The organism is Acinetobacter sp. 25-47-130, assembly GCF_056779705.1.
In genome coordinates, this window is sequence record NZ_JBWYII010000002.1 from 342647 (window position 1) to 356401 (window position 13755).

13 protein-coding genes are annotated in these 13755 nt (G+C 39.4%); 5 read left to right on the plus strand and 8 right to left on the minus strand.

All coding sequences use genetic code 11. The features are described from left to right. Window positions 1–193: 193 nt before the first annotated feature. Window positions 194–904, plus strand: a complete 711-nt coding sequence (gene phoB, locus AC1M83_RS05360) for a phosphate regulon transcriptional regulator PhoB (RefSeq protein WP_035264799.1) — start codon at window positions 194–196, stop codon at window positions 902–904. A gap of 10 nt (window positions 905–914) precedes the next feature. Next, a complete protein-coding gene (gene phoR, locus AC1M83_RS05365) occupies window positions 915–2276 on the plus strand; it encodes a phosphate regulon sensor histidine kinase PhoR (protein WP_035264800.1) in 1362 nt (453 codons plus the stop codon). Window positions 2277–2317: 41 nt separating this feature from the next. Here the strand turns inward: phoR and asd are convergent, their stop codons facing one another. The 5 genes from asd to AC1M83_RS05390 form a co-directional block, all read right to left on the minus strand. Next, window positions 2318–3166 (minus strand): archaetidylserine decarboxylase, encoded by an 849-nt coding sequence (asd, locus tag AC1M83_RS05370; RefSeq protein WP_035264801.1) that lies wholly within the window; start codon window positions 3164–3166, stop codon window positions 2318–2320. Further along, window positions 3163–4011 carry a sulfurtransferase gene (locus AC1M83_RS05375; RefSeq protein WP_481590171.1) on the minus strand — a complete coding sequence of 283 codons (849 nt, stop codon included), beginning with the start codon at window positions 4009–4011 and terminating at the stop codon, window positions 3163–3165. The genes asd and AC1M83_RS05375 overlap by 4 nt, the downstream gene beginning before the upstream one ends. A 111-nt stretch (window positions 4012–4122) precedes the next feature. Then, on the minus strand, window positions 4123–5325 hold the full coding sequence (gene pncB / locus AC1M83_RS05380; RefSeq protein WP_481590172.1) for a nicotinate phosphoribosyltransferase: 1203 nt from the start codon (window positions 5323–5325) through the stop codon (window positions 4123–4125). Between the two features lie 113 nt (window positions 5326–5438). Continuing rightward, a complete protein-coding gene (locus tag AC1M83_RS05385; protein ID WP_035264806.1) occupies window positions 5439–5942 on the minus strand; it encodes an ankyrin repeat domain-containing protein in 504 nt (167 codons plus the stop codon). A 139-nt stretch (window positions 5943–6081) separates the two neighbouring features. Then, complete coding sequence (locus AC1M83_RS05390; RefSeq protein ID WP_035264807.1) at window positions 6082–7596, minus strand: catalase; 1515 nt, start codon at window positions 7594–7596, stop codon at window positions 6082–6084. Window positions 7597–7829: 233 nt separating this feature from the next. On the opposite strand from AC1M83_RS05390, the gene dtd reads away from it, so the two are divergent. Continuing rightward, window positions 7830–8270: a D-aminoacyl-tRNA deacylase gene (gene dtd / locus AC1M83_RS05395; RefSeq protein WP_035264810.1), complete on the plus strand. Its 441-nt coding sequence runs from the start codon at window positions 7830–7832 to the stop codon at window positions 8268–8270. 90 nt (window positions 8271–8360) lie between these two features. Here the strand turns inward: dtd and AC1M83_RS05400 are convergent, their stop codons facing one another. From AC1M83_RS05400 to serB, 3 genes are all read right to left on the minus strand, one after another. Continuing rightward, window positions 8361–8840: an SCP-2 sterol transfer family protein gene (locus AC1M83_RS05400; protein WP_035264813.1), complete on the minus strand. Its 480-nt coding sequence runs from the start codon at window positions 8838–8840 to the stop codon at window positions 8361–8363. Window positions 8841–9030: 190 nt separating this feature from the next. Continuing rightward, complete coding sequence (gene aciT / locus AC1M83_RS05405; protein WP_035264816.1) at window positions 9031–9345, minus strand: ciprofloxacin tolerance protein AciT; 315 nt, start codon at window positions 9343–9345, stop codon at window positions 9031–9033. A 414-nt stretch (window positions 9346–9759) separates the two neighbouring features. Next, window positions 9760–10980 carry a phosphoserine phosphatase SerB gene (gene serB / locus AC1M83_RS05410; RefSeq protein WP_481590173.1) on the minus strand — a complete coding sequence of 407 codons (1221 nt, stop codon included), beginning with the start codon at window positions 10978–10980 and terminating at the stop codon, window positions 9760–9762. A gap of 77 nt (window positions 10981–11057) precedes the next feature. Here serB and AC1M83_RS05415 point away from each other — a divergent pair, with 77 nt between their 5' ends. Further along, window positions 11058–12329 carry a hypothetical protein gene (locus AC1M83_RS05415; RefSeq protein WP_092766563.1) on the plus strand — a complete coding sequence of 424 codons (1272 nt, stop codon included), beginning with the start codon at window positions 11058–11060 and terminating at the stop codon, window positions 12327–12329. 284 nt (window positions 12330–12613) lie between these two features. After that, window positions 12614–13735 carry a bifunctional 3,4-dihydroxy-2-butanone-4-phosphate synthase/GTP cyclohydrolase II gene (ribBA, locus tag AC1M83_RS05420; RefSeq protein ID WP_035264829.1) on the plus strand — a complete coding sequence of 374 codons (1122 nt, stop codon included), beginning with the start codon at window positions 12614–12616 and terminating at the stop codon, window positions 13733–13735. Window positions 13736–13755: the final 20 nt, after the last annotated feature.

Here is a 13755-nt window from a genome sequence, read left to right on the forward strand (position 1 = left end):
AAGTAAATTTAAGATATTGATTTAATTTCAGATTAATAAATATCAATGAGACAAAATATCAGCCTAATTGTCACAAAACATTGCTATATTTAACTTCGATTTCCATCTTGCAATGATACTGTCATAATTAATCTTTGTAATAAGCCTGTCATAAATATAAAACGGTTCACCGTTCATCATAGGATATTGCGTTGTGAAAGATGACTACATTTTAATTGTCGACGACGAGCTCCCAATTCGGGAAATGATCCATACTTCTTTAGATATGGCAGGCTTTCAATGCTTGGAAGCAGAAGATGCGAAACAAGCACATCAAATGATTGTTGATCAACGTCCAGCGCTTATCCTACTCGACTGGATGTTACCGGGTGGCGTGAGTGGCGTAGATTTGTGTCGTCGCCTTAAGCGTGATGAAACACTTTCAGAAATTCCAGTCATTATGTTGACTGCGCGTGGCGAAGAAGACCATAAAGTTCAAGGTCTTGATGCTGGAGCAGATGACTATATGACAAAACCATTTTCAACACGTGAGTTGGTATCCCGTATTAAAGCGGTGTTAAGACGTGCAAATGCGTTAAATGGCGAAAAAACCATTGATGCAAATGGCTTAATTCTTGACCCAGTAAGCCAACGTGTCAGCTATAATCAAAATATTCTTGATATGGGGCCAACAGAATATCGTCTATTGGCATTCTTTATGACTCATCCAGAACGTGCCTATACCCGTGCTCAATTACTTGATCAGGTATGGGGTGGAAATGTGTATATTGAAGACAGAACCATCGACGTCCATATCCGTCGCTTACGTAAGGTGCTCGAACCTTATGGTGCAGACCGTTATGTTCAAACTGTGCGTGGTACTGGCTATCGTTTTTCAACACGAGCTGATGTTGCTTTAGGTTAATTTAGATTTTATGTACGAACCCTACCCCGTCCCAGAATTGGCACGTGAACATCAAAAGTTTCTATATAGCAGTTTATGGACTTTTGCCAAGCAAGACTTACGTTTACTGGTATTTCTACTGATTATTGCGGGCTGTATCGGGTTAGGGATTGGCTATCTTTGGATATGCTTAGGCATTGCCTGTCTCATATTTTTTGGTATCCAATTACGCTCATTATATTTAGTCAATGATTGGATTTCGAATCGTCCTTACGATGTACCACCAAATTTAAATGGAATCTGGGGGGCATTACTGTTCAATGTATATCGGGCTCAACGCCAAGAACGTATTGTTCAGTCTGAAATGGTTGGACTGATCGATCGAACTCAATCTTCTCTCGTGGCTTTATCAGAAGCGATTATTCTTACGGATGATTCCCATCAAATCGAATGGTGGAATCCTGCTGCGGAAAAATTATTTGGCATTCAAGCTGTTGATCGTGGCCGCAACCTGCTCACGATTATTCGCCAGCCAGATTTTATTGAATATTTTCATAATACCCATCAAGCACCAGATGGTGTAAAAATTAAATTGGTGAACCATGATAATAAGTACGCGCAAATCAAACTGACTCGCTTTGGCAATGAAAGTCGCCTCTTAGTTGCGCACGACATTACGCGTATGAAAAATCTCGAGCAAATGCGTTCAGATTTTGTTGACAATATTTCACATGAATTAAGAACACCACTCACAGTGTTAAGTGGGTATATCGAAACATTCACAGATCAAGAAGATATCAATCCGCGTTGGAAACGTGCCTTTGAACAAATGCAATCGCAAACTAAACGCATGAATGCATTGGTCAATGATCTTTTGCTTTTGTCTCGTTTAGAAAATGAAAAACAAATTGCGAAAAATCAAATTATCGAAATGCCAAGTTTAATGAACCATCTGTTTGATGATGCGCAAGCTTACAATATTGATTATGGTCATACACTTAACCTTGATATAGACAGCCACTGTGACTTAATTGGTTCAGATATGGAATTGGCGAGTGCATTTAGCAACTTAATTACCAATGCCATAAAGTACACCCCGAAAGGTGGCACCATCACCATCGGCTGGCATGATGATGGAGAACGTGGCTATTTTTCTGTTCAGGATACTGGTATTGGAATTGATCCAAAACACTTACCGCGTTTAACTGAGCGTTTTTATCGTGTGGATAGTGCACGCAGTCGTCAAACAGGTGGTACTGGTTTAGGCCTTGCCATCGTTAAGCACGTACTTATGCAACATGGCGCACATATTGAAATCGAGTCGAAAGAAAACGAAGGCTCTACATTTATTGCCGTGTTTCCCAAAGAACGCTTGTATAAAATGCACGAATAAAAAAAAGCGCCTTAGGCGCTTTTCTTATTCAAAAGATATACTCAAATAAGATGACCCAACGCTTCACCCATTACTACAGTTGAGTTCGCCTTAAATGCTTGGTCCCATTGCATTTTATCTTTCTCAAACAAAACTACAGCCGTTGAACCCAAATAAAAACGTCCGAGCTCATCACCTTTTTCAAGTTTCATCGCATGATGGTTCAGCTCTAAGCGACCTGTTGGTTTTACTTTACCTGTCGCAACAGTTTCAATTCCAGCAACAATCATTGCGCCAACTAAAACAACAGCCATACGACCAATATCAGTATCGAATAAACATACCATTCGTTCATTACGTGCAAACAAACCCGGAATATTTTCAGCTGTAGTTTGGTTGACTGAAAATAATTCACCTGGAATATATAAAGTTTCAGTCAATGTACCAGAATAAGGCATATGCACACGATGATAATCACGCGGTGATAAGTACACTGTTGCAAATTCACCATTTTTGAATGGTGCTGCCAATTGAGGATCACCAATTAACTTTTCAACTGAAAAGCTTTGACCTTTTGCCTGAAAAATATCGCCCTCATTGATTTTACCTAATTGTGAAATTGCACCGTCTGCAGGTGACACGACACTTTTAGGATTAGGATCAATTGAACGAACGCCTGTTTTCAAAGAGCGAGTGAAAAACTCATTAAAGGATTTAAATTTCAAGGCATTTTGTTGCTCAGCAATTGACATATCAATGCCATATTTTGCTTTAAATGCTTGAATGACAACATTCTTTAATACTGGGTTTTCACTAGCTGCGACTTTACCCACCAAACGGCTGAGTTTTTGTTGCGGGACGATTTGCTGCGCTTGAATAAATAGTTTCTTTTTTAAATTTGTCAGACTCACTCAGGTGACTCTCCAGTAATGATTGGACTGTCGAGGCGGTTGCCCCACTCGCTCCACGCACCATCATAAGCTTGGATATCCCAACCCAGTAATCGACCAATAATGTAAGCTAAACCTGAACGGTGATGAGACTGACAATATACGACGACTGGCTGATCAAATTGAAAGCCCAATTGTTCTAAACGTTGTTGCGTGCGTTCTAAGGGGTGCAATTTTAAATGATTTTGACGATTAAGTGCAGTACTCCACTCAAAATGTCTAGCCGTTGGAATATGTCCACCACGACGTGCCGCGAGACGTTGCCCGGTATACTCCTCAGCCGTTCGGCAGTCCCATACTTGGCAAGTTTTATTTTCAATTTTTTTTATTAAAGTTGAATAATCAATACGGTGTTGATCAACATTGGATGTCTTAACTTGAAAAAGACATGTGACTGGCTGAACCTCTTCAACTTCTGAAGAAGTAGGATAGTTGGCGCCTAACCATGCATGAATACCACCATTTAATAAACTGGTGTTATAAAAACCCATACAGTGTAGATTCCAGATCAGTCGACCAGCCCATGCCCCACCTTCATCATCATAGACCACGACATGATGCTCAGGTGATATGTTTAATATCTCGACTAGCTGCTGAAGCCCTTCATCATCAGGCAATAAACCCGTAGTTTGTTCCTCTTGGCGCACTAAAAATTTTGGCTTCAGATGTATAGCATGCGGAATATGTAATTGCTCATAGACCGAACTTCGGGTCAAATCAACAATACGTAACTTTTCACTTCCTAAATGAGGAACAAGTTGTTCTGCTTCAATGAGCAGACCGAAATCAAAAGCGTTAGTGGTCATATTTATTGAATAGTTCTATTGGCCTTGTTCAAATCTTAGCACAAGACTTTTTCAAAATTATTCTGATTTTTTGCATGGTATTAGCAAAAAATCAGAAAAGGGAAATTATGATTAAGGAGACTCAACATCAAATACCTGACGCAAATATGCGAGGAAGGTATCATTATCAGTCATCGTTTTTCCTGGACTATCAGAGAGTTTAGCTACCGATTGACCATTGCATTCGACTAACTTTAAAACAATATTCAAAGCAGTTTGTCCCATATCATTGGTGAGGTTAGTACCAATCCCGAAACTGACTTGGAAACGATCTTTAAAATATTGATGCAAATCCCATGCCTTCTCTAAGTTTAGACCATCACTGAAAGTGAGCATTTTAGTTTTGCTGTCAATTTTTAATTTTTTATAATGTGCGTAGGCTTTATCGCCCCACTCATATGGATCACCACTGTCATGTCGTAGACCATCAAACAATTTGGCAAAATACAAATCAAAGTCTCTTAGGAATGCATCCATACCAACAACATCTGTCAGTGCAATGCCTAAATCTCCGCGATATTCCTGCACCCAAGTTTCAAGTGCAGCTTTTTGGAAATCACGTAAGCGAACATCCAGTGCTTGGAAAGCTTGTAAAAATTCATGCGCCATCGTACCAATGGGTGTAATACCCAACTGCTTTGCCAATAAAACATTACTTGTGCCACGAAAAATATGTGGTGCAGCCTTATTAAACTCTTCCACCACATGTTTCTGCCAGTCAAAACTATAGCGACGGCGTGTTCCAAAATCGGAAACAAGGAATGGTGGATCATTGGGTTGTTGACTACTTTCATAGTGTTTCAACAATTCAATTTTAGCTTTAAGACGGCGCTCTCCTTCTGCCAATACCTGCTCATCGCGAATACGACGAAAATAGAGTTCATTGACGATTGCAAGCACAAAAATTTCAAACATCATTGCTTGAACCATAGGTCCTTCGATACGAATATCTAAACGACCTTGATCATCGATACTGGTTTTAATAAAGCGGCGCTTAAGTTGGAATAATTCTAAATAGTCTACAAAATCACTTTTAATAAAGCGTAAACTTCTTAAATATTGTAATTCATCTTCTTTAAATTTGAGCTGACACAGTAAATCTAACTGTTCGTTCAGTTCCTCTAATATATCCACGAGTGGATAGGCTGTATCTTCAAGGTTACGACAACGAAATTGATAGACACTATCCGTTTGAGGAAATTGATGTAATACCACTTGTAACATCGTGAATTTATACAAGTCAGTATCAAGTAAGGATTGAATAATGGCAGACATATTATTTTTCAGTTTTTAGCAACTTATTGCATTAAAGCACATTTTGTTGCGATTCATAGCTCGTTTTAGTAATTGTCGAAGATTATTCGACTAATTACTAAAACTTAAACTGATTATTTTTTTGCATTGTCTTGACTATATGACTCAGTCAAAGCTTTCAATGCTTTATCTTGCCCAATAACTTTTGCGAATTCTTCTGTGGTCTTGTGTCCTGTCTGTTTTGCTTGAGCATCACAATCGACCTGGCGTAATTGTTTGGCAATTGACCATTCAAGCTTAAAGATAGCACCCATCAAAGCTGTATTACCCTTATTATCACGAGCACAGCGGTCTGCGCCGTTTTCCAATAGAGTCGTTACAATATCTTGATGACCATAGTAGGTCGCCATCATTAATGGTGTAAAACCAGCATGGTTTTTAATATTGACTGGAAAACCATGTTTCAAAAATTCATGAATAACTTCTTTGTTTCCTGTTTTCGCTGCTGCAAAAAATAAGTCAATCACTTCTTTCTGATCTGATTGTTGTGAGCCACTGACAGACGTCGTTTGAGCGTGAAGCATTACTGAACTTAAACTCAGTAAAGCGATTAATAAACTATATACAATATTTTTCATTCTTCCCTCACCTGAGTTTAAATTCGATAACGAATGCCTGTAAAACTCCCCTAGGGTTGCAGGAAAGGAATTGAGTTTTACAGGACTTTTTTGAGGTGACACCTTAGACCCTAATCACCAATTCAAAGACTAATCTTGATTAGTCTTTTAAAGCTGCCGCTTTCGCTTTAACAGTCGCTAAGTTACCGTTTACAGCTTTAGTCATACGTGTGCCGTAATCCGCATCTGCTTTATAGAAATAAGACAACATGATGTGTTTAGTTTCTGAATCTTTTACGTTACCAAGATCAGCTGCTAAGTTCATAATGAGGTCAGATTTCTCTTTAGCAGAGTATGAACGGTATAAATCACCCGCTTGCTTAAAGTTTTGCTCTTTCACACCACGTTGCTGAACTGTGCCAGAAAGTGGAGTTTCAACAGCACGTGCTTTAGGAGTCGATGGTTTTGGCTCCATTCGGCTTGGTTCATAGTTCACGTTAGATGAAGTTGCACCAACATTCATATAACCATCTTGGTTATTGTTGTTCACATTTACCAATGGACGGTTTACTGGAATTTGCTGGTGATTTGCACCCAAACGGTACATTTGTGTATCAGAGTAAGAGAAGATACGACCTTGAAGTAAGCGGTCTTCTGATGGCTCGATACCTGGTACTAAATTACCTGGTGCTAAAGCAACTTGTTCCGTTTCTTGGAAGAAATTCTTCGGCATACGATTTAATGTCAAAGTACCCACTTTTGTTTCTGGTACTAAATCAGTAGGCCAGATTTTAGTTGGATCAAGTGGATCGAAATCGAAGCTATTCAAATCTTTAGGATCCAACACTTGGATATAAAGATCCCATTTCGGGAAATTGCCCGCATTGATGTTCTTATAAAGATCATTCGTTAAGTGGTTGAAGTCTTTACCTTGTAATTCAGCAGCTTCTTTAACGTTTAGACCTTTAACACCTTGCTTAGAACGGAAGTTAAATTTAACGTATTTATATTCGCCTTTGTCGTTGTACAATTTAAATGCATGTACACCGAAACCGTCTTGTTCACGGTAGCTCGTAGGAACACCTTGGTTACCATATACATAAGTCAACATATTTGTTGCCCATGGCTGGCTAGACAAGAAGTCAAATACGCGATTAGCGTCTTGAACGTTGTCAATTGGGCTTGGTTTCATTGCGTGGATGAAGTCTGGGAACTTGATCGCATCACGAATGAAGAATACAGGCGTTTGGTTACCAACTAAATCCCAGTTACCTTCTTGAGTATAAAACTTAATTGCGAAGCCATGTGGGTCACGTAAAGTTTCTGGAGAATGCTTACCATGAATTACTGTAGAGAAGCGTAAGAATACTGGAGTTTTCGTACCTGCTTTGAAAAGTGAAGCAATAGTAAGATCTGATAAATCTTTAGTTGCAACGAATTCACCATAAGCTCCCGTACCACGTGCGTGTACAACACGCTCAGGGATACGCTCACGACCGAAACGTTGAAGTTTTTGAATCAACTGTACATCTTGTAATAATACAGAACCATTTGGACCTGCAGTGATTGAATTTTGGTTATCACCCACTGGTGCGCCGTTATCTTTTGTTAATGGTGCAGCTGATGCTGCTGTCGCAGTTGCAAGCATTGCAACCAACATTGAACGCTTAAACATCGTTTTCTCTCTCAAATTTACCTTTCCTGCAGGCGTAAAGTACCTTCTTTAACAAAATTGGTAAAAAGGTTAATTTTTATCATTTCAATCGCTTTATCAGATCAAAGGTATATACTCAGATTAATTATTTTTTTATCAACAACTTATGAGGATAGATGACGACTTTATCCCTTTTCTTTTTTCCAATTTGATACAATTCATTTGAATTAAAAAACATCAAACTTGGTTGAATTATGCGTGCTTTACTCCAACGCGTCCTTGAAGCGAAAGTCGTTGTGGATGGTGAGATTACTGGTCAAATCGAAAAAGGGATTTTAGTTTTTATTGGTATTGGCAAAGAAGATAACTTTGAAAAAGGTAAGAAGCTCATCGATAAGATTTTAAAATACCGTTTTTTTGATGATGACCAAGGAAAAATGGGTTGGAATCTTAGCCAAGCCGGAGGCGGGTTATTATTAGTCTCGCAATTTACCCTGATGGCACAAACCCAAAAAGGTTTGCGTCCTGACTTCGGCCCTGCAATGCCGCCTCTCGAAGCAAAAGAACTGTATGAACAGTTAGTTGAATACGCAAAATCTCAGTTTGAACATGTACAAACAGGAATCTTTGCAGCGGATATGAAAGTGCATCTCATCAATGATGGTCCGGTAACCTTCAATCTTGAAGTTGAATGACTAGAAAAGCCCTCTGATGAGGGCTTTTTCTCTTGCATTTAAATACTCATTTCTAGAATCAAAACGAGAAAATTCCGTATAGGTGCTGTATTACTTACCCGTCTTTTCTTTAATAAATTGACGAGCAAATTGTATTTTTTCTTTTACAGGTTTAGGAATTTTCGGTGGAATTAATTTAGCGACTTGGTTAAACCATACCAATAAGCTGAAATCACCTTCCATTTTAATACTGCCATTTTGCATACCCGTCATGAATGCAGTTGGATCACCTTTCATCAGGGTTTTAACACCTTGCTCGCTATCAGCAAACTGAAGTACGAAATCTGCTTTCTCTGCATCACCTGAAACAGAATCAATCTGGCCATTGTTGACTAAAATCTGACGTGCAACACCTAGATCTGTACCAATTTGAATACGGAACTCACGATCATGAATTAACTCAATAAATTTTGGACTCGTACGTGACAATTGTTTCATACGCAACGCCAAACCTAACACCAAAAGGTCTAGTGGATCTGTGCTTGCATCAACGATAGGTAATTTCACAACAGGTATTGAAGATAGTTTCATGACAATTTAAGTCCGTTTTTTTAATATCAAAAATAATTGATTCATCCTAGCATATCTTATAAGTAAGGAAATGCAGCTTTGTTTAACAAAACGTATAGGCAAAAAAAAGGTATATCATTTTGATACACCTTTAAATATAAAATTGTTACTACGCAGTTTTGGTCTACATCTCATCTGTCATGAGCTGGATTTAATCGTCCTCATATACAGGAGTATGTTCAATATAACGACGATTTTCTAAAGCCTTTTGCGCACGACTATCTTCGCGAAGTAAGAAAGCCGTTAAAGCCACCATGGCTAAGCTAATCGCTGTTAAATAACTATATGCCAAGGACATGTCAAAGACGTGTTGAACACTATAACGAATACCTTCAAGTAAACCCCAGAAGACCATACCCGCCAACATAAACCCTAGCCAATGACGATAAGGTGAAAAGAATACGGCCGCCAATGCTACAGCGATCAGAGCAAATCCGAGTATCGTTGCAAAAGTTAAAGTGACCATAAAAATCTCCGTCAAAATTTAGATGTTTCAAATACTGCCCAATGATGTTTCACAACAAATTAAATAACGCTTCACTTTCTTCAATGGTCTTGTTGGCGTCTATGAAAGCATTATGGTGAGTTTTTTTCAGAAAAAAAGACCTGATGCTTTTGTAAGCGACACATATTGTCGCAACATTCTTTTGTCATTACATTTTTTAAGATTAGACATTTTTCATAGAATCAGGATCAGTCAATCTTGGCGTGTCATTACAAAAAAATACCTCGTAATTTTTTGTCAAAAACATCTTTTTTTCGATGATGACCATCTGTTTTTTCGTCTGAACTTAGCTGATTAAAATTTGTCTAAGAATGATTCACTTAGATAAAAAAAAAGCGACCATTTGGTCGCCTTTTTAATAAGCTTTTTTTGATTTTAAGCTCGACTTAAATCTTTATCATGTACACCTAACAGGTACAGAACACCATCCAAACCAACACTTGAGATGGCTTGATTTGCATTTTGACGCACCAATGGTTTAGCACGGAATGCAACGCCCAAGCCCGCTATAGAGAGCATTGGCAAATCATTCGCACCATCACCTACTGCAATCGTTTGCTCAAGTGAAATGCCCATTTCATCCGCAATTTGGCCTAATAAAAATGCTTTACGAGCGCCATCCACAATATGCCCTTTAACTTCGCCAGTGACCTCCCCATCTTGAACATCCAAGATATTGGCATGAACTTCATCAATCCCAAGTTTTGCTTGTAAATATTCAGCAAAGTATTGGAAGCCACCAGATAAAATAGCCGTACGATAACCCAAAGATTTCAGGGTTGAAATAAGACGTTCTGCACCTTCAGTAATCGTTAAACGTTCTGCAATTTTAGGCAATACAGAAGCATCCATACCTTTCAGTAGCGCCACACGCGCACGGAAACTGCTCTGAAAGTCCAGCTCACCTTGCATAGCACGCTCAGTAATTTCTGCGACTTGTGCACCGACACCTGCTTCAATTGCAAGCTCATCAATCACTTCTTGTTCGATCAGCGTTGAATCCATATCAAAGCAAACTAAACGACGATTACGACGGTACGGCGTGTCTTCTTGTACTGCAACATCGACACTAAGGTCATTTGATAAACTTAAACATGCCGCTCGCATCGTTGCAGCATCTAACATCTGACCGCTCAAACCAAATTGCACACAAGCACGTTTTGGTTCATTTTCAAAATGATTCAACGTTGGGCGACCAGACAAACGAGTGACTGTTTCAATATTAAACCCTTGACTTGAAACAATATTAGTCACTGCTTGCAAATGTGCTGCAGTAAGTTCAGGTGCCAATGCCGTCACGATATATCGTGTACGTCCACCCTCTTTCACCCATTGCTCATAATCTTCTGAATCGATCGGTTTAAAGCGCACAGTAAGACCAATATCGTGTGCTAAAATCAGAATATCCTTCATGGCCAAAGCCGTTGCTGTCTGGTCTTCGGAAGCAACCACGATGCCGAGAGTCAATTGGTTATGGATAACTGCTTGTCCTACATCTAAAATTTGCAAAGAATGTACGGACAACACCTGCATCAATCGAGTAAACTGATTCGGTTGGTCAGGTCCTAAAAATGAAATAAGAATGATTTCTCGCATGAATTGACTCGGGTCTGAGCTACGAATATTGTAAGAATCATAATCGAAATTGAATTAATTTTCTTTGGAAGTTTACGTTGAATGCGCCTAGACAAGGGCTATTTGCTAGCCTGCTGATTGTAAGTTTTGCCTTGCATACCTTTTTATTGGTTATTGCAACGACACATCAATTAAATGAAAACCGTGCAAGCCAAGGTTTGCTAATGACGACTCAACTGGTCGCAGATAGCTTAACTGAACTTGAACCTGCCAATACTGTATCTCTTGCCTTATTAGCCAATCGCTATGCAACGAATCCAAGTGTTGCATATATACGTATTCTTGGCACAGGAGATCAAGTTCTCGCAACTGCGGGCTTGTCTAAGACGCGTCAGGGTGAAATCTTCGTTCGAGATGCACTACAAAATGAAAAGAAAATTGGCAGTGTGGAAATCACATTGGTTAAACCAAGTATCGGTGAAATATTAAGAACACAATGGCTGGCGATCCTCTCTTCACTCTTTATTCATGGCTTATTATGGTTGGCTTATCGTGCCATTGCTCGCCCTACGCGTAGCGAATATCTTGCGAGATTAAATAATGAGTCCCGTTTACGTCATGAGATCAAGCTGCTCACTGAAGCATTAGAACTGGAAAAGAGTCAGCCTAAACAACCTCATACGCCAGAGCAAAATAAAGAACAAGCTGCAATTACGCCAAAAGTACCGACTCTGCAGTTAGATCAGGATGCTTTATCCCTGAATATCCAATTTTATGATCCGAAACAATTAATTAATACGGTTAACAAATCTGTCTCTTTACCTTATTTTAATTTATGTCAAATTTTCTTAAATAAGAGTATCGAACTGTGTACAGCGCATTATCATTTGAATGTTGATGATATCGTTGTGAATCGTAGTTTTGATCAACAAGGCGCTGTCATCAGTATTTCTTCACTCAAGAATAACTCGATTGCTTGCATCTTAATGATTGGTTCGGTGTTTCAATTATTGTCAGAAGTACTCTATAAGCGTTACCGTGAGGATAAACGGTTCGTATTGCAAACGCGCTGTGCTGTAACCGCCCCAGTGGAGGCAATGCAACTCGATTCAGTACAAGCGGCGGAAAGACTCACACATCACCTAATTGCGAAAGAAATGGCGCTATATTTGACCCACGATCAGTTAAAGCATATTGGTGAATGCTATCAATTGGTTCCGATGCCGAATCCAACCAGTGTGTTAACACGTCACGCTTTCATGATTAATGGTATGAACGAAGCCTGTGCCGAACTCGCACAAAATATCCGTACTGAGATTTTGAAAGGCAAAGCCCAAAGCTCCTCGACGGATCGTACAATCAGCTCTTAATTAGATTAAATTTTAATAAGTAAACCAGATTTGATGCTAAGTTAAATCTGGTTTTTCTTTTTAAAAGCTCACAGTCGTGAAAAGTTAGACTAAGCGTCTAGTTTGTATACAAAATTGCTCTTTTGGTAATTTTATCTCTCTTTTCAATGTGCTATGAAGGTGTATGTTTGACTGTGTTGAATGGTACAGTCATAAGCATAGGCAAACTGACTAAAAAAGCGTTAGACTATGGCGCAACAAATTTATTCAAATGTCAGAATGACATAACAAAAAGGTGAAGGTTGATGTCGCTCAATACTGTAGAAGAACTTGTAGCAGATATCCGTGCAGGAAAAATGGTCATCCTGATGGATGATGAAGATCGTGAAAATGAAGGCGACCTCGTTATTGCTGCAACACACGTACGACCTGAAGACATTAATTTCATGATCACGCATGCTCGTGGCTTGGTTTGCTTAACGTTAAGTCGTGAACGCTGCAAACAATTAAATTTACCGTTAATGGTTGATGCGAATGGCGCTCAACACGGGACAAACTTCACGCTTTCTATTGAAGCTGCAAATGGCATTTCTACAGGTATTTCTCCAGCAGAACGTGCGCACACGATTCAAACAGCAGTTGCGGCACATGCAAAACCAGCAGATATCGTTCAGCCAGGCCATATTTTCCCACTCATGGCACAACCAGGTGGTGTGCTCCATCGTGCAGGTCATACCGAAGCAGGTTGTGATTTAGCTCGTCTTGCAGGTCTTGAACCAGCTTCTGTGATTTGTGAAATTATCAATGAAGACGGGACTATGGCCCGTCGTGCTGACCTTGAAATTTTTGCTGAAAAACACGGTCTAAAAATTGGTACAATTGCTGATCTTATTCACTACCGCATGACCAATGAACAAACGGTAGAGCGTTTGGATCAACAAAAACTCGATACCGAGTATGGTACTTTTGATCTTTACCGTTATCGTGAAGTCGGGAATCCTGATATTCATTTGGCATTGGTTAAAGGTCAACCTGAAGAAGGTGTGACGACTGTTCGCGTTCATGGCTTCAATCCAGCGCGAGACTTATTAAAACTTAATAAGCAAGATGGTGAAGCAGCTTGGAACTTAGATCGTGCTTTAAAAGAAATTGCTCAAAGCGATCGTGGTGTCTTGGTATGGATTGGACAACGTCAGCCGTCTGATTTAGGTCCAGCATTAGAAGCATTAACTGCGCCAAAACCAGCCAAGTCAAATGCTGCCTTATCTCAGCAATACCAAACTATTGGTGTGGGTGCACAAATTTTACGTGATTTAGGCGTACAGAAAATGAAGCTCCTGAGCTCACCTTTACGCTTCAATGCATTGTCTGGCTTTAATTTAGAAGTGGTCGAATACATCACAGCTGATCAGAGCTCTCATTCATAACTCTTATTAAATATCGAGGT